Origin of the sequence: Bradyrhizobium sp. B097 (assembly GCF_038957035.1) — a bacterium.
Taxonomy (GTDB): domain Bacteria; phylum Pseudomonadota; class Alphaproteobacteria; order Rhizobiales; family Xanthobacteraceae; genus Bradyrhizobium.
The window spans coordinates 1916688-1931990 of record NZ_CP152412.1 but is presented as its reverse complement, the minus strand read 5'-3'; the positions used below and the strand labels follow the sequence as shown (position 1 = coordinate 1931990).

Genomic DNA, 15303 nt, shown 5'->3' with positions numbered 1-15303 from the left:
TGTTCTCTTGTCCGGCTCACCGGTTGGCTCTTGCGTCTGCGATCGCCTTGGCGATTCCGCTCCACTGCGCCTTTCCGGCGAATTGGGTGCGCAGGTAATTGGCGAGATCGGAGATTTGCCGGTCGTCGAGAGCATCGCCAAAGCCGGGCATGATCGGACGCGCCGAACCGTCGGAGGACGCGGCGATTCCCCGCAGCACGAGATTGATCAGATTGGCTGGCGTCTCGTCGGCAAGCGCCGTGGAGAGAGCAAGGCCCACGCCCCCCAGCGGCAAAGGTCTGCCGCCCTCATGGCATGACGCGCAAAGAGCACCGTAGATCGCTCCGCCCGGATCGGACTGGAGCGGCGGCGTCGCAGCTTGCACGCCAGCCGCCTGCGGCAATTGTCCCGGTCCCTTGGCAACGGGGATTTTTGCGCTTGTCCGAGCTTCGCCCTTGCCGAGCGAGGCCAGATAATAGGCCATTGCGCTGACGTCGGCGGGATCGACCTGGGACAGATTGTCGGTCACGTTCGCCATGGGCCCTTGAGCCGTGCCATGCATGGGATGCGAGCCACGTGCGAGATAATCGGTCAGGGCCGCCTCATCCCACGGGACCGTCGACGGCGAGCTTCGACCGAGCGCATAGGCACGCCAGCCTTCGGCCACGCCGCCCTGGAAACTCGCCGAGACCTCTTCTGCGCCCATCAGGTTTCGCGGAGAATGGCAGGCGCCGCAGTGCCCGAGCCCGTCGACCAGATATTTTCCCCTGTTCCACTTCGCATCCTTCGACGGGTCGGCGACGAAGCGCTCCCGATGCAGAAACAGCAGCTTCCAGCCGGCGAGCGTCAGGCGAATATTGAGGGGGAACGGAAGGCCGTTTGGCGGTGCCGACGACCTGACCGGATCGAGCGACATCAGAAAGGCATACAGTGCGTTTGCATCATCATCCGTCACGCGCGTGAAGTGATCATACGGGAACGCCGGATAAAGGTGACGACCCTCGCGGTCCACGCCGGACCGCAAGGCGCGAACGAACGCCTGCTCCGACCATCGACCGATGCCGGTCTCCGGATCGGGCGTGATGTTGGTGGAGTAGATCGTGCCGAACGGCGTCGGCATCGCAAGTCCGCCGGCGTAGGGTGCTCCGCCGGTCGCCGTGTGACACGTGGCGCAGTCGCCAAGCAGCGCGAGGCTTGCGCCACGACGCACCATCACAGTATCGGTGGCCCTGGCTGATCGCGGATCAATCGGATCAATGGACGATTCCCAGGCGTAGAGAAGCGCCCCCGTCCCACCGATCGCCCCGACGGCAAGCAGCGCGAGCAGAACTGACCTGAGCTTCATCGCCGTCCCTTCCTGAATGGAAACGCCATACCAGTTCGCCGCAGGCGTCATCTTTTCAGTTTGATGCGGCCCTTGAACAATCTCCCGATGAGGTCACGACGGTGCGGAGCGCCGGCGTCGTGTCGCCGGTTCGGCCAACGACGTTCGACCGGGAGGTCGCAGCGCCGCAATGCGCCCGCGGGTTCAAAAGCCAGTCCAAAGCATGCGCATTCAGTCCAATACGTTCGCCGGCCTGCCGCGTAACGTGCCTTGCGAGAGCTCTTTCATCCGGAAGACCGCGCACTGTGCAGCCCGCTGCACATGACAGCCATTCATTTTGCACGGACTTGTTATTTATCAATTGATAATTAACTGCCGATCGTGTTTGAAGTCAAGCGTCGGACGCAGCGAATTGAAGCTGCGCGCCGACCAGCGAGGATTGCGGCCATGTCGACGTCTGCTCTCAGCACGGACCAACGGGTTCCTGAACTCACCCGCGCACGCACGTTTGCCATGGCGGTTTGTGCCGGCATCGCGGTCGCGAACATCTATTACAATCAGCCGCTGCTCGGCCTCATCGAAGCGAATTATCCGGCCTCCTCGGCAATCGGCCTGATCCCCACGGCCACGCAGTTCGGCTACGCGGTCGGTCTCCTCGTGCTGGTCCCGTTGGGCGATCTCGTGGAGAGGCGGCGCCTGATCGCCGTGCAATTCGTCGTTCTGGCGGCGGCACTCGCTTTCGCTGCCGTTGCACCGACCACGCTCGCGTTGATCGCAGCCTCGCTGGTGCTGGGCGTAGCAGCCACGGTGGCGCAACAGATCGTTCCGTTCGCCGCGACGCTCGCCGACGACAAGACGCGGGGCGCCGCGGTCGGAACGGTCGTCAGCGGAATCCTCGGCGGGATCCTTCTCAGCCGCACGATAGCCGGCTTCGTCGGATCGCATTTCGGATGGCGCGAGATGTTTTGGCTTGGCGTGCCTCTGGCGCTCGGCGCCGCCGCGCTGGTCCGCACGACCCTGCCCCGCCATCATCCGACGCAGAGCCTGGGATACGCCGCCGCGCTGCATTCGCTGGTGCATTTGCTGATCGAAGAGCCGGCGCTTCGGCTGGCCGCTGCTACGCAAGCGATGCTGTTCGCCTCCTTCATCGCGTTCTGGACCGTTCTGTCCCTGCATCTGCAAGAGCCGGCGTTTGGCTTCGGCCCCGAGATCGCCGGCCTGTTTGGCGTCATCGGCGCGACGGGAATCCTCGCTGCGCCGCTCGCCGGCCGAACTGCCGACAAGCGCGGCCCTCATCTCGTGATCGCGATTGCCGCCGCGATCTCGCTGTCCTCCTGGGCCGTGTTCGGCGGCTGGAACAGCGTCGCCGGCCTGACCGTCGGAGTGGTGCTGCTCGACGTGGGAGTGAACGCAGCGCTGGTGGCCAACCAGCACCTGATTTTCGCGCTCCGTCCAGAGGCGCGAAGCAGGCTGAACACGGTTTTCATGACGACCATGTTCATCGGCGGATCGCTTGGATCGCTCGGCGCGAGCTGGGCCTATGCGCACGCGTCATGGTTCGGCGTTTGCGGCTACGGAGCCGCACTTGCGGCCGCTGGCCTGCTCTTGCAGTTGCCGACGCTGTTCGGCCGGAAGGCCGCGCATCACTGACCTCGCCAGGTCGAACGGACGCATTTGGAGATCGCAAGACATGCGAATCGCGGTCGTCGGAGGCTCGCTTGCGGGATTGTTCGCTGCAACGCTGCTGGCCCAGGATGGACACGACGTGACGGTCTACGAGCGATCGGTCCATGGGCTTGAAGGGCGCGGAGCCGGCCTGCTGGGCAAGCGCGAGACATTTGCCATTCTGCGCGCGGCCGGCTGCGAACATGTCGCACGCGTCGGGGTGGTCGCGCGGGAACGCATCGTGTTCGGCGATACGGGCCCGACCATCGATCAGAAGATGCCGCCCCAGATGCAGCTGTCGTGGGACTCGATCTATCGCGCGTTTCGAAAGCACATCGCGGACGCCTCATATGTGCTCGATCGGAAGGTCGAACATCTTCGCGAGGAAGCCGACCGGGTCGTGGTTCGCTTCAGCGATGGCAGCGAGACGGCTGCCGATCTCGTCATCGGTGCGGACGGCATCGCGTCCGTCGCGCGCGCCGCGGTCGACGGCAAGGCCACGGCCAATGTCTACGCCGGCTATGTCGGGTGGCGCGGCCTTGTTCCGGAACGCGACCTGCCGGGCTTCGCGGCCAGCGACCTCCTCGAGCGCTTCGCATACTTCCGCATGCCGCATTCACACGTGATCGGCTTCCTCGTCCCCGGGCCGAACGGCGAAACTGAGCCCGGAGATCGCAGATACAATTGGGTCTGGTATCGGCCGGCGATCGGACCAGCAGCACGGGACGGTGTGCTTACGGACCGCGAAGGCCGCATCCACCCATACTCGCTGCCTCCGGGCGCGATCTCCGCACAAGCCCGCGACGGACTCGTCGAGGACGCCAAACGATTGCTGCCGCGCTCCTTCGCCGCGGCGATCGAAGCGACACCCCAACCGTTCGTGCAAGGGATCTTCGACTACGAAACGGAGCGAATGACCTCGCGACGGATTGCGCTGGTGGGAGACGCGGCATTCGTCGTGCGGCCGCATACGGGGATGGGCATCGCAAAGGCGGCGGCTGACGTCATGGCGTTGCGAAAGCACCTTGCATCGGCGCCGCTCGGCGAGGCGCTCCAGCAATACGACCGAGAACGCCGACAGGCAGGCGCCGCTATCGCCGCGTCCGGCCGCGAGCTGGGCGCGCACCTCGTGTGAGCCCGCCAGTTGGCGAAACGGCAAATCAGGGAGAAGCAGATGAGCTGGCATCACGATCATGATTTCAGGGTGACGATCAGCGGCGGATCGGTCGCCGGGCTTTGCAATGCAATCACGCTTCGTAAATTGGGTGCGACCGTCACCGTACACGAGCGCGTGCCGGGTCCGATGCTGGCCCGAGGAGCCGGGATCGTCGTCCAGCGAGAACTGATCCAGTTGCTCGAGGAAAACGGTGCAGGTCCGCTCCCGTTCACGACCTGCCGCGGCCGGCGATATCTCGACCCGGACGGTGGCGATGGTGTTCTCCAGGACATGCCGCAGGAATTCACCTCCTGGGAAGCCATCCACAAGGCGCTGCGGGCAGCCGTTCCCGGTGAATGCTATCGGGCTGACTCCGAGGTGATGGCGGTGTCCCAGGCAGGCTCCAAGGTCTCGGCGACGCTTGGCGACGGCTCCGTCGTGGAAAGCGATCTGTTCGTGGCCGCCGACGGTTCGGGCTCGGCGGTCCGGCGTCAAATGCTTCCTGATGTCGAGGCCAGATACGCCGGTTATGTTGCCTGGAGAGGCACGCTCGACGAGCGCAACGTGCCTTCCGATCTCTTCCCATTCTTCGACGATCGTTTCACCTTCTCGGAAGCCCGCAATGGCGGCCACATGCTGGCGTATTTCATCCCGGGACCCGACGGGGCCGTGATGCCCGGGTCGCGTCGTCTCAACTGGGTCTGGTATGTGCACGTCGGTGCCGCCGAGCTCGCGACTGTGCTGACCGACAAGGATGGCACGCGGCATCGATCTTCGCTTCCGCGCGGCTCGGCATCGGCGAAAGCCGTCGCCGATCTGAGGGCCCGCGCCTTGCGCGAGATCCATCCAAAGATGGCCGCGCTGGTCTCGGAGACGCCGGATCCGTTCCTTCAGAGCATCCTCGACGTGACGGTGCCGAAAACCCTGTTCGGCCGCGTCCTGCTGACCGGCGACGCAGCTTTCGTGGTGCGGCCTCACACGGCCGGAGGGACCGCCAAGGCGGCATATGAGGCCTCGGTTCTCGCACGCGCGCTGAAATCGGCACGCGCCAATGTCGACGTCGCGCTTCAATCCACCGAACGGTTGCAGCTGGAATATGGCAACGCGCTCTACCAATACGGCCTTGCGCTCGGCAATCGCTGGTCACGCGATAGAAGCACCGACTAGCGAGCGCTCAGCCGGCGCCCGATCCGAACCGATCGACGAGAAAATCAATGAAGAGCCGGACCTTGACGGCAAGATGTCGCGTCGGCGGATAGACCGCATAAAGGGTGAGCGGCGGCGCCGAATAGTTCGCAAGGACGGCCTGGAGGCTGCCGTTCTTCAGGGCCTCCGCCGCGATGAACTCCGGTATCAGCGCGATGCCCTTGCCCCTGACCGCCACGTCGCGCAGCACCTCTGCGTTGTTGACGCACAGCGACCACGCCGGCTGAATCCAATGCACGCCATCGTCGCCTGTCAGCTTCCATTGATTGCCCGTCAGCAGGAAGCCGTAGGTCAGGGAGACGTGATCGCGCAGATCCTGCGGATGGAGCGGCGTACCATGACGCTTCAGATAATCGGGCGATGCGCAGACCCGCCGCGGGACGGGGACGATCTTGCGCGCGATCAGGCTCGAGGATTCCAGTTCGGCAATGCGCAGTGTCACATCGAAGCCGTCCTGGACGGGGTCGAGAAGATCGTCACTCAGCACGAGTTGAATCTGAAGGTCCGGATACTTCGTCATGAAATCGGCGAGCGCGGGCCCGAGGCGCATCGTGCCGAACGACATCGGCGCATTGACGCGCAACAGGCCGCGCGGCGCCGATTGCAACTGAGTGACCGCCTGATCCGCCGCATCGACATCCGAGAGGATGACGACGGCCCGCTCGAAATACATCTGGCCGTTCTCGGTCGGGCTGGCGTGCCGGGTGGTGCGGTTCAGCAATTGCACCCCGAGGCTCTCCTCGAGCTCGCCGACATATTTGCTGATCGCCGACCGCGAGAGCCGCATCTGGCGGCCGGCCTCGGCGAAGCTGCCGCTTTCGACGACCTTCACGAAGGCTCTCAGGCTCGCCAGCTTGTCCATCCACCCCTCGATTGTCGCCAAATCGTAGACATAGCTGCCATAAAACCATGAATTGTCCTCAGAACAAAGCCGTCCGATATGTATTCGCGAAACGAAGTTGCTCGTTCGAGCTGGAGGAAGAACATGTCAGGACTTCATCATGTCACCGCCATCGCTGGTGACCCCATCAGGAATTTTGGCTTCTACACGCGGGATCTCGGCCTGCGGTTCGTCAAGCGGACCGTCAATTTCGACGATCCGGCCACCTATCACTTCTATTATGGCGACGAGACCGGCCGGCCCGGCACGATCCTGACGTTCTTTCCCTGGCAGGGCGTTCCTCCGGGCCGGAGGGGCGTCGGCGAAACCCACCAGACCGCCTTCCGCGTGCCGCAACGCTCGCTCGGCTACTGGACGCAGCGTTTCCTTGAAAAGGGCATCCATTACGAAGCGCTGGAAAAGCGGTTCGGAGAATCGGTCCTGCCATTCACGGATCCGGACGGCATGGCGCTGGCGCTCGTCGGCGTGCCGGGTGCCGAAGACGAGCCGGCCTGGAGCAATGGCGACGTTCCGGTCGAGCACGCGATCCGCGGCTTTCACGGCGTGACCCTTCTGCTCGACAATGCCGGGAAGACCGCGGCGGTCTTGACTGATGTGTTCGGCTTCAAGGAGACGGCCCGAGAGGGCTCCGTGATCCGCTACAAGGCGCCCGGTGACGTCAACGGCAGCGTCGTCGACATCTATGAGGCGAAGGGATTCCTGCGCGGTCATCAAGGCGGCGGTTCGGTGCATCACATCGCATTCCGCGCGGCCGACGATGCCGAGCAGGGCAAGATGGCGCAGAAGCTCGTCGAGAATCACGGGCTGCATCCGACCGAACAGAAGGATCGCAACTACTTCCGCTCGATCTACTTCCGTGAGCCGGGCGGCGTGCTGTTCGAGATCGCGACCGACGTCCCGGGCTTTGCCGTCGATGAGCCGGTGGAGACGCTGGGACACGAACTGAAGCTGCCGGGCTTCCTCGAGTCGCATCGCAAGGAGATCGAAGGCGTCTTGCCGAAGCTGGAAGGAGCCGTATCGTGACGGACGCCCCCTCATTCGTCTATCGTTTTGAGAAAGCCAGCAAGGCTGACGCGCCGCCGCTGCTGCTCCTGCACGGCACCGGCGGCGACGAGAACGATCTGCTGCAACTCGGCGCCATGATATCGCCGGGCTCGGCCCTGCTCTCGCCACGCGGGCGCGTCCTCGAACACGGCATGCCGCGCTTCTTCCGCCGCCTGGCGGAGGGCGTGTTCGACGAACAAGACGTGCGCAAGCGCGCGCTCGAGCTTGGAGCATTCGTCGAAGACGCAGGGCGACGCCACGGCATCGCGGCGCCGGTCGCGGTGGGATTTTCCAACGGCGCGAACATCGCGGCCGCGCTTCTCCTGATGAAGCCGGACGTTCTCGCCGGCGCGGTGCTAATGAGGGCCATGGTGCCCTTGTCGGACCCGCCGAAAGCCAGGCTCGACGGCAAACCGGTGCTCATCTTGTCGGGACAGGCAGACCCGATCGTTCCACCCGGCAATGCGGCGAGGCTGTCGGCAATGCTGGCCGACGCGGGAGCCAAGGTGATTCTCAGGACCTTGCCGTCCGGTCACCAGCTGTCGCAGGCGGACGTCAATCTGGCCCACGATTGGATCGCCGGTGCCGATGCCCGGGTTGCCTAGCTTGATGCGAGCCGAACTGTCACTCCGGCAGTTCGGCTCCATTGCCTTGGATACGCCTGTCAGTCGCCTTCCATCACCTCGACCACGCGCGCCCCGAACAGCTCCTCCTGGTCCAGCTCTCCTTCCAGCCGGTGCATGATGCTGTCATGAATGCGCCCGCCGTTGAAGAGCTCCAGCAGCTTGCTGCGGCCGGCATCCACCGCGATCAGCACCGCACGATAATGCTGCAGCCTCCGCTCTTCGTGCGGGCCCTTGCCGAGGGCGTGGTCCTCGGCAATCGCCAGACGATGCCCGTACTGCTCAACGAGTCGCGGATGCGCATGCTTCCCCTCGCCGTCAAGCGAATGTGCGCGGATCGCATCGAACTGGGCACGCGCGATTTCGGCCCGGATCGCCTCTTCGGACAGCGTTTCGTCTCCGTGCAGCAGGAACTCCTTCCCGGTCAGCGTCTTCGCCACCGGACCAAGCGTCAGTCCGAGGACGACGATGGTCGCGGCGACGACGCAGAAGGTCACGAACAGGATGATGTCGCGGCCCGGAAAATGCTCCGGCAATGACAATGCGGCGGCGAGACTCACGACCCCGCGCATCCCGGCCCAGCTCATCACCAACGGAACGGCCAGCGGTGGATAGGGATCCCGTTCGCGGAGCGACGGGATCAATGCTCGCGGAATGTAGGCGGTCGGGAAAATCCACGCGAACCGGGCGAGCACCATCACTGCAAAGATCGTCGCGGCCGCCGGCGCAAGCGTGCGCACGATTCCCCAATCCGAGCCGAACCGGTGCAGAACGCCGCGAAGCGCCAACCCCACCAATACGAAGACCAGGGCCTCCATCACGAAGGTCACGACGGACCACACCGCCAGCGCCTGCACGCGCGACGCTGCGCTCAAGGCCTTGTGCTGCAGGCGTCCGAGGATCAGCCCGCACGCAACCGTCGAAAGCACGCCCGACACATGCAGGCGGTCGGCCAGCAGATAGGCGGCCCAGGCCGACAGGAAGGTCCAGACCACGGTTAGCCTGGCATCGGTCAATCGTCCGGCGACGAAGGCGCATATCCAGCCGAGCGCGAGACCGATACCGATGCCCACGGCCGAAACGTAGACGAAGCTTACTGCGGCCGCCTCAGCGCTGAAGGCACCGGTCAGTGCGGCGGCGACTGCGAAACGAAAGAGAACGAGGCCCGATGCGTCGTTGATGAGGCTTTCGCCTTCGAGAAGGACAGCGATGCGCGGCGGGACGTTGAGATGGTCGAGCACAGCCCGCGCCGCGACGGCGTCGGGCGGCGAAACGATTGCGCCAAGCGCAAAACACGCGGCCCAGGGCAGTGCCGGGAAGAAGAAGTGTGTCACGACACCGACCAGCAGGGTCGTCAACACGACGGCTCCGACCGCCAACTGCAGGATGATCCTGAGATTGGCCCGAAAGTCAGGCCACACCGTGAAATAGGCGCCCGAGAGCAAGAGCGGCGGAAGAAACAGCACCATGACGAAGTCCGGGTCGAACTCCACCTCGGGAAGTCCCGGAACCAGGGCCAGCATAATGCCGGCCAGCACCAGCACCGACGCGGACGGCAGGCGCAAGCGACGGGCCACCGTGTCGAGCACGACGGCAATCATCAGCAGCAGAAGGATGGTCTGGAACGACTCGGCTGAACTCATCGCGCGCTAGGCCGTCTTTTCCGGTGCAGGCTCGCCCCCCGCCAGGAACACCGCCGGCAACGCGATGAGCGGAGGCAGGACGAAGCACCAGGTACCGAACTTGGCATAAAGGCAGGCGCCGGCCGCGCACCCCAAGGCGAACGCAGCCACACTCGCCGACATCTTGCCCAAGCGGGGCTTTGCAACGGTCAGAACCGAGACCGGCGCGCGCCGCAGGACGTCAGCGGCATCGATCATGATCTGGGTCGTCGTTCCCGTCATCAGAGTGCTGGGCGGGTCCGTACCCATGTGGATGCGATGAGCGGCGTTCTGAATGGCCATCGCGGCAACGAGGAGCATCCCGGTGACGATCGCCTGCCAACTGTCGCCTTGCACAAACGGCCCGAAATGGACGGCCGCTGCGCCACCTATCGCGAGAAGCAGCGTCTTGATCGCCAGCATCGAGCGGAGGATCGGTAGTCCCATGACCGGGAGATAGAAGCTGAAGATCCTCGTGACGATCACGACCGCGCAGAAAACCGGAAGCGCAAGCAGCTTGGCCAACGCCCCGGACGTCCCGAGCACGATCGCGGCACCGAAGGTGACGAAGTTGCCGGTGACATGCGCCGTGAACAGCCCCTGAAGGGCGAGGAAGCCGGCCGTATCAACGAAACCTGCGTTGAGGCTCATCAGCAGGGCAAGAAGGGAAATTGGCTTTGACATGCTACCAGCCGTACTGGAGTTGGACACCGAGATAGTTGCTGGTGTGCCCGCCGGCGCCGAGGATCGTATTGCCGACGGCGAAGTGTACCGCTTCGACCGCGCCGGTGAGATGATCGTTGAAGGCGTAGTCGAGGCGCAACTGCCCGTACGCACCCGTCCAAGCGCTTCCGGTTCCTGCCGTTCCCGCGACCGGCACGTTCGGCTGCACATAGATCGCATCAGCCGTCGTCTGACGCCACTGGAACGCAATCGCCGCCATCACTTTGAGCCGATCCGTGGGATTGACGAAGATCGCAGGCTTAAGATGGATGAGATTGGTGTACCCCGTATAGCCACCCAGCGTGAAGTAGTAGCCGTTCGGAAACAGCGGATTGAAGGTCTCGACCACACCGTCGCCGGGGTGGCGGTCGCCCGATGCTGCGTCAAGCTGCAGGCCGATACGCGGCTGCCATGTCACATCGGAAAAGGTGTAGCCTGTCCGCGCACCGACCGCCCAGGCCCGCACGTCCGTCGTACCGACCTGGCCGGCCTGCCCCATGGCCTCGAGGTCCCAATCGAATCCGGCGCCCTTGCCTGCGAACCGTATGTCCAGGATATGGCGTTGCTCGTCGCCGCGCGCGTCCAGATACTTGGCGTCACTGCGCTCATAGAGCGAATAATAGCCGGACAGCTCGTCGTTTCCGAATACCTTCCGTTCTACGCGCAGCGTGCTGAACTTGAAGCGGTCGTTCGACGTGTCGTCGAACGGACGCACGTCGAAATATTGAACGGGCCGGCTGACGAATCCGAGGATGCGCCAGGCACCGCTCTCCCAATCGGCCCAAACCGCGTCGAAGGATTGGCGCACGTTCGGTCCGTCCCGCGATGAAACAAAGCGCTGCAGGTCGAACGCAAAATCCTGACGTCCGGCGCGCGCCTTGAAGGTGCCCGCCGCGGTGGTGTTGACATACTCGATGAAAGCCAGTCGCAGATCGAGGCGGTCCTGATCGACCGAGGAGACGTTCAGCTTGTCGAAGGCACGATCGTCCTCGAGCTGGACGAACGCCCGCCAGTTTTCATCGAAATGCACGTCGGCATGGACCTGAAGCCGCTGCAGGAGGTAGCTGTCCGCGGGGGTGTTGCTGGTTCCGAATGCCGCCGCATTGTTCGACTCGAAGCGCTCGCGCAACGTGGCCCCAAGCGAGACGTAGCTCTTCGGATCCGTGGCCCACAGGGGAATGTATTTGAGCCCGTCGAAGGCTTCGGTCCGCAACCTGGGATCGGCAAGCACCGACCAATCCTCGGCCCATCGGTTGGCCTGGATCGCAGGCCGCTTCGCAGTCGCGTCATCCCCATCTGCCGCAACGGCGGCATGGACTGAGGACGCGATCGCCAGAAGGGGCAATAGCGTCCTGACAATTCGCGTGTCGATCCAAGCCGGCATAACGACCATTACTTCAAGGCGCGTTCGAGGGGCTGCTGGTCTGCACGGGCAGCGTGTTTGGCAGGCGTCGCATGTATCTCCGCGATGTAACCGCCCGGAAACTGCACGATCGCCGCGGACCTTCCTTCGGACGTGTAGGGCTCGACAAGGACGGCGGCTCCGGCCGTCTTTGCCTTGGCAAGCGTCGCGTCGAGATCCGCCACCTCATAGCCCGTCGTCTCGCGGCCGTAGGGATAGGGCAGCTGACCGTCGGTCACGAGAACGACCATCTTGCCGAATGCCGATTCGATGCGAATCCTCTTATAAGTCTGCCCCGTCTTGCCGATCTCGATCCCGGGGGCCTTCGCGGCTTGCGACACCACCTTCCCGCGCGAGAAGGCAAGGAAGCTCCGCACGAATGCATCTGCCCTGTCGGCCGAAACATACACCCGGTTCTCCGGGATCTTCTCGAAGGCCGCGTAGTTCGGCTTGGTGGTGTGCCAGTAGATCTGCATGTTGACGCCGCCCGGCCACTGGATCACGGCGTCGCGTCCGATCGGATCCGGGAAGGTCGTGACGATCACGTCGGCGCCCGCCGCACGGGCGGCCTTGACCGCAACGTCCATGTCGCTGACCAGATATCCGTTCCGTTCGGCGCCGAAGGGATACGGCACCGGCGTCTTGAAGCCGAACAGCGAGACCGTGCCGACCGGCGTCTGGAGCAATTGCGACGTCGTGCTGCTCGGCGTAGGCGTGACCGTTGCGACCACCTGCTTGGTGCTCTGGCCGCCGAACGTCGCCAGAAAGCTCGACACGAACTTGTCCACGTCATCAGGCGCGACATAGACATGGGTCGTGTCGTATTGCGGCGCCACCGCAACCATTTCCCTGCCGGCTTTTCCCGCATCCCTGGCGACCGCTGGCGCCGCTGCGGCAATGGCCGCAACCGACAAGAGCAGAATCGATGCCGATAGCCGTTTCATGGACAACTCCTTGAGCGAGATTGGACTAGAATTCGCTGACTCGACGAGATTGCGTCTTTTCAGCGCAGATCGTCACGACGACAAGACCGGCGATGAGGCCGAGGTGTTCGAAGAACGCATTGAGCGCCATGAACCGTTCGTGGCCTGTGGACAGCCAGAATGCGTTCGCCGTCAGCATCGCCACGAAAGTGAGCACGCCAAGTCCGCCGGCGCCAAGCCAGACGAACCGGTTGGCGATGACCAGCAGGGAGCCGCCGAGCTCGACGACGATCGCCGCTGCGGCCCACAGCCAGGCCGGCTGCAGACCGAAATGCGCCTGCTCGGCGACGGCTGCCGGAAAATCGGCGAGCTTCTGGATGCCGCCGATCAGGAAGGCCGAGACCAAGGCAACCCTGGCGATCGGCAGCAGCCGCGGCCAGGACAGGATGGCTGCGATCCAGCGCGGCGTGCCGGCCTTCGCATGCATCTCAAACCGCCCAGCAGGCGCAGCCGAGCGCGCCCCAGAAGCTCTTGAGGTCCGAAACCGGCAGCTTGCCGGTCCAGGCGCGGGCATGGTCATGGCCGTGCACACCGCAGCTGCTGGCGCAACCGCACATCTGCATGGCGTTCGCCCGCACCGCCTTTGCCTTGCCGTCAGCTCCGAGCCAGTCGCCATAGCCGCCGAAGCTGCGCACCGGCGACCAATCCGGCATCGCCGGCGGCGGCGCGTTGGTGTCGAGCGCCTTGAAGTCTCCGGCACCGTAAACGATACGGCCACCGACCACCGTCAGGTCACTCGACGTATCGGCGATCTCGGCCTCGCTGCACGAGAAATAGTCGCGATCCGGAACGATCAGATCGGCGAGCTGCCCGACCTCGATACGCCCCTTCTTGCCTTCTTCGTTCGAGAACCAGGTGACATTCTCGGTCCACATCCGCAGCGCGGTCTCGCGGTCGAGGCAGTTGCGCGGCGGAGTGAGCCGCAGGCCGCCGACCGTCATGCCGGTCACGAGCCAGGCGAGCGAGACCCAGGGATTGTAGGAAGCGACCCGGGTCGCGTCGGTGCCCGCGGACACCTTGACGCCCTTGTCGAGCATCTTCTTCACCGGCGGCGTCGCTTCGGCGGCACCGTACCCATAGCGCTCGACGAAATACTCACCCTGATAGGCCATGCGGTGCTGCACGGCGATGCCGCCGCCGAGCGCGGCGATGCGATCGATCGACTGGTCGGAAATCGTCTCGGCGTGATCGAAGAACCAGTGCAGGCCGTCCAGCGGCATATCCTGGTTGACCTTCTCGAACACGTCGAGCGCGCGCGAGATCGTCTCGTCATAGGTCGCGTGCAGCCGCCACGGCCATTTGTTCTGGACGAGGATGCGAACGACGCCCTCGAGTTCGCCCTCCATCTCCGGCGGCATGTCCGGCCGGGCGACGCGGAAATCCTCGAAATCGGCGGCCGAGAACACCAGCATTTCGCCGGCGCCGTTGTGGCGGAAGTAATCGGTGCCCTGCTGGTATTTTGAGGTCCTGGTCCAGTTCAGGAAATCGTCCTTTTCACCCTTCGGCTTCTGGGTGAAGAGGTTGTAGGCAAGCCGGATCGTCAGCTGCCCCTCGTCCGAGAGCTTCTGGATGACCGCGTAGTCCTCCGGGTAGTTCTGGAAGCCGCCGCCGGCGTCGATCGCGCCGGTGACGCCGAGCCGGTTCAGCTCACGCATGAAGTGCCGGGTCGAATTGACCTGGTACTCGAACGGCAGCTTCGGGCCCTTTGCCAGCGTGGCATAGAGGATGTTGGCGTTCGGCTTGGCGAGCAGGAGCCCCGTCGGGTTGCCCTTCGCGTCGCGCGTGATCTCGCCGCCCGGAGGCTCCGGCGTATCCTTGGTGTAGCCGACGGCGCGCAGCGCTGCGGCATTGAGCATCGCGCGGTCGTAGAGATGGAGGATGAAGACCGGCGTATCCGGCGCGACCGCGTTGAGCTCGTCGATCGTCGGCAGGCGCCGCTCGGCGAACTGATGCTCGGTGAATCCGCCGACGACGCGCACCCATTGCGGCGGCGGCGTGATCGCGACCTGCTTCCGCAACATGGCCATCGCGTCGGCAAGCGACCATACGCCGTCCCAGCGCAGCTCCATGTTGAAGTTGAGCCCGCCGCGAATGATGTGCAGATGATTGTCGATCAGCCCGGGCAGGACGCGCCGCCCTTTCAGATCGATCACCCTGGTCGATGGCCCGGCCAGCGGCATCACGTCGTGGTCGTGGCCGACCGCCGTGAAGCGCCCGTCCGTGATGGCGACGGCGCTGGCGGCCGGATTGGAACGGTCGAGCGTGGTGAAAAGGCCGCGATGCAGAATCGTATCAGGAGCGCTCATGACGCCTTCTCCGCAACATCTGTGGTTGTCTTGACTTCCTCGGCGTGCCGCCCCGGCAGCAGGCCGAACATGTGAGGCGCGCATTTCGCCTGCCGCCATGCGGCGGCAAGGCCCTCGCCAACGACCATCTGCCTGGCGACGGGAACGATCTGCTCGCCAATGAGGATGCCGAGCAGGCCGACCAGAGCCACCAGAGGCGGTGCGGGAGAACGTACGTTGAGCAGGCTGTAGATGACGCCGACCAGCAGGCCGGCGCCAAGGGACAGTATGTAGATCTTCATCGCACCCCTCTCGGAGGATGGAGGGAGAAATCAGGCGGCCTAAGGCGCG

14 protein-coding genes are annotated in these 15303 nt (G+C 64.4%); 5 read left to right on the top strand and 9 right to left on the bottom strand.

The window, feature by feature from the left end:
- Window positions 1-16: 16 nt before the first annotated feature.
- Window positions 17-1324 (bottom strand): cytochrome c, encoded by a 1308-nt coding sequence (locus tag AAFG07_RS08905; protein ID WP_342726936.1) that lies wholly within the window; start codon window positions 1322-1324, stop codon window positions 17-19.
- A gap of 426 nt (window positions 1325-1750) precedes the next feature.
- Between AAFG07_RS08905 and AAFG07_RS08900 the strand changes: the two genes are divergently transcribed.
- From AAFG07_RS08900 to AAFG07_RS08890, 3 genes are read left to right on the top strand one after another with little or no spacing between them, the layout of a single operon-like run.
- Complete coding sequence (locus AAFG07_RS08900) at window positions 1751-2953, top strand: MFS transporter (RefSeq protein ID WP_342726935.1); 1203 nt, start codon at window positions 1751-1753, stop codon at window positions 2951-2953.
- A 40-nt stretch (window positions 2954-2993) separates the two neighbouring features.
- Entirely contained in the window at window positions 2994-4103 is a 1110-nt protein-coding gene (locus AAFG07_RS08895) for an FAD-dependent monooxygenase (protein ID WP_342726934.1), read from the top strand.
- Between the two features lie 39 nt (window positions 4104-4142).
- Window positions 4143-5291, top strand: coding sequence for an FAD-dependent monooxygenase (locus AAFG07_RS08890; protein WP_342726933.1), 1149 nt, complete (start codon window positions 4143-4145; stop codon window positions 5289-5291).
- Window positions 5292-5298: 7 nt separating this feature from the next.
- Here AAFG07_RS08890 and AAFG07_RS08885 read toward each other — a convergent pair whose 3' ends face one another.
- Window positions 5299-6192 carry a LysR family transcriptional regulator gene (locus AAFG07_RS08885; protein WP_342726932.1) on the bottom strand — a complete coding sequence of 298 codons (894 nt, stop codon included), beginning with the start codon at window positions 6190-6192 and terminating at the stop codon, window positions 5299-5301.
- Window positions 6193-6315: 123 nt separating this feature from the next.
- On the opposite strand from AAFG07_RS08885, the gene AAFG07_RS08880 reads away from it, so the two are divergent.
- Together AAFG07_RS08880 and AAFG07_RS08875 are read left to right on the top strand one after the other, a co-directional pair.
- Window positions 6316-7254, top strand: a complete 939-nt coding sequence (locus tag AAFG07_RS08880) for a ring-cleaving dioxygenase (protein ID WP_342726931.1) — start codon at window positions 6316-6318, stop codon at window positions 7252-7254.
- Complete coding sequence (locus AAFG07_RS08875) at window positions 7251-7880, top strand: alpha/beta hydrolase (protein WP_342726930.1); 630 nt, start codon at window positions 7251-7253, stop codon at window positions 7878-7880. The genes AAFG07_RS08880 and AAFG07_RS08875 overlap by 4 nt, the downstream gene beginning before the upstream one ends.
- Window positions 7881-7939: 59 nt before the next feature.
- Here the strand turns inward: AAFG07_RS08875 and AAFG07_RS08870 are convergent, their stop codons facing one another.
- From AAFG07_RS08870 to AAFG07_RS08840, 7 genes are read right to left on the bottom strand one after another with little or no spacing between them, the layout of a single operon-like run.
- On the bottom strand, window positions 7940-9541 hold the full coding sequence (locus tag AAFG07_RS08870) for a Na+/H+ antiporter (protein ID WP_342726929.1): 1602 nt from the start codon (window positions 9539-9541) through the stop codon (window positions 7940-7942).
- A 6-nt stretch (window positions 9542-9547) separates the two neighbouring features.
- Entirely contained in the window at window positions 9548-10243 is a 696-nt protein-coding gene (locus AAFG07_RS08865) for a YoaK family protein (protein WP_342729094.1), read from the bottom strand.
- 1 nt (window position 10244) lies between these two features.
- Window positions 10245-11666 (bottom strand): alginate export family protein, encoded by a 1422-nt coding sequence (locus AAFG07_RS08860; protein WP_342726928.1) that lies wholly within the window; start codon window positions 11664-11666, stop codon window positions 10245-10247.
- A gap of 8 nt (window positions 11667-11674) precedes the next feature.
- Window positions 11675-12628, bottom strand: a complete 954-nt coding sequence (locus tag AAFG07_RS08855; protein WP_342726927.1) for a glyoxalase — start codon at window positions 12626-12628, stop codon at window positions 11675-11677.
- 25 nt (window positions 12629-12653) lie between these two features.
- The gene (locus tag AAFG07_RS08850; protein WP_342726926.1) at window positions 12654-13094 is read right to left on the bottom strand and encodes a DoxX family protein; all 441 of its coding nucleotides are present in this window, start codon (window positions 13092-13094) and stop codon (window positions 12654-12656) included.
- A 1-nt stretch (window position 13095) separates the two neighbouring features.
- On the bottom strand, window positions 13096-14973 hold the full coding sequence (locus AAFG07_RS08845; RefSeq protein ID WP_342726925.1) for an amidohydrolase: 1878 nt from the start codon (window positions 14971-14973) through the stop codon (window positions 13096-13098).
- Window positions 14970-15254 carry a XapX domain-containing protein gene (locus tag AAFG07_RS08840; RefSeq protein WP_342726924.1) on the bottom strand — a complete coding sequence of 95 codons (285 nt, stop codon included), beginning with the start codon at window positions 15252-15254 and terminating at the stop codon, window positions 14970-14972. The genes AAFG07_RS08845 and AAFG07_RS08840 overlap by 4 nt, the downstream gene beginning before the upstream one ends.
- Between the last annotated feature and the right edge of the window lie 49 nt (window positions 15255-15303).

Coding starts and splice junctions, on each gene's coding strand:
- AAFG07_RS08840 (WP_342726924.1), bottom strand. CDS start 15,254: ATGAAGATCTACATACTGTCCCTTGGCGCCGGCCTGCTGGTCGGCGTC.
- AAFG07_RS08890 (WP_342726933.1), top strand. CDS start 4,143: ATGAGCTGGCATCACGATCATGATTTCAGGGTGACGATCAGCGGCGGA.
- AAFG07_RS08855 (WP_342726927.1), bottom strand. CDS start 12,628: ATGAAACGGCTATCGGCATCGATTCTGCTCTTGTCGGTTGCGGCCATT.
- AAFG07_RS08860 (WP_342726928.1), bottom strand. CDS start 11,666: ATGCCGGCTTGGATCGACACGCGAATTGTCAGGACGCTATTGCCCCTT.
- AAFG07_RS08895 (WP_342726934.1), top strand. CDS start 2,994: ATGCGAATCGCGGTCGTCGGAGGCTCGCTTGCGGGATTGTTCGCTGCA.
- AAFG07_RS08905 (WP_342726936.1), bottom strand. CDS start 1,324: ATGAAGCTCAGGTCAGTTCTGCTCGCGCTGCTTGCCGTCGGGGCGATC.
- AAFG07_RS08850 (WP_342726926.1), bottom strand. CDS start 13,094: ATGCATGCGAAGGCCGGCACGCCGCGCTGGATCGCAGCCATCCTGTCC.
- AAFG07_RS08845 (WP_342726925.1), bottom strand. CDS start 14,973: ATGAGCGCTCCTGATACGATTCTGCATCGCGGCCTTTTCACCACGCTC.
- AAFG07_RS08870 (WP_342726929.1), bottom strand. CDS start 9,541: ATGAGTTCAGCCGAGTCGTTCCAGACCATCCTTCTGCTGCTGATGATT.
- AAFG07_RS08880 (WP_342726931.1), top strand. CDS start 6,316: ATGTCAGGACTTCATCATGTCACCGCCATCGCTGGTGACCCCATCAGG.
- AAFG07_RS08885 (WP_342726932.1), bottom strand. CDS start 6,192: ATGGACAAGCTGGCGAGCCTGAGAGCCTTCGTGAAGGTCGTCGAAAGC.
- AAFG07_RS08865 (WP_342729094.1), bottom strand. CDS start 10,243: ATGTCAAAGCCAATTTCCCTTCTTGCCCTGCTGATGAGCCTCAACGCA.
- AAFG07_RS08900 (WP_342726935.1), top strand. CDS start 1,751: ATGTCGACGTCTGCTCTCAGCACGGACCAACGGGTTCCTGAACTCACC.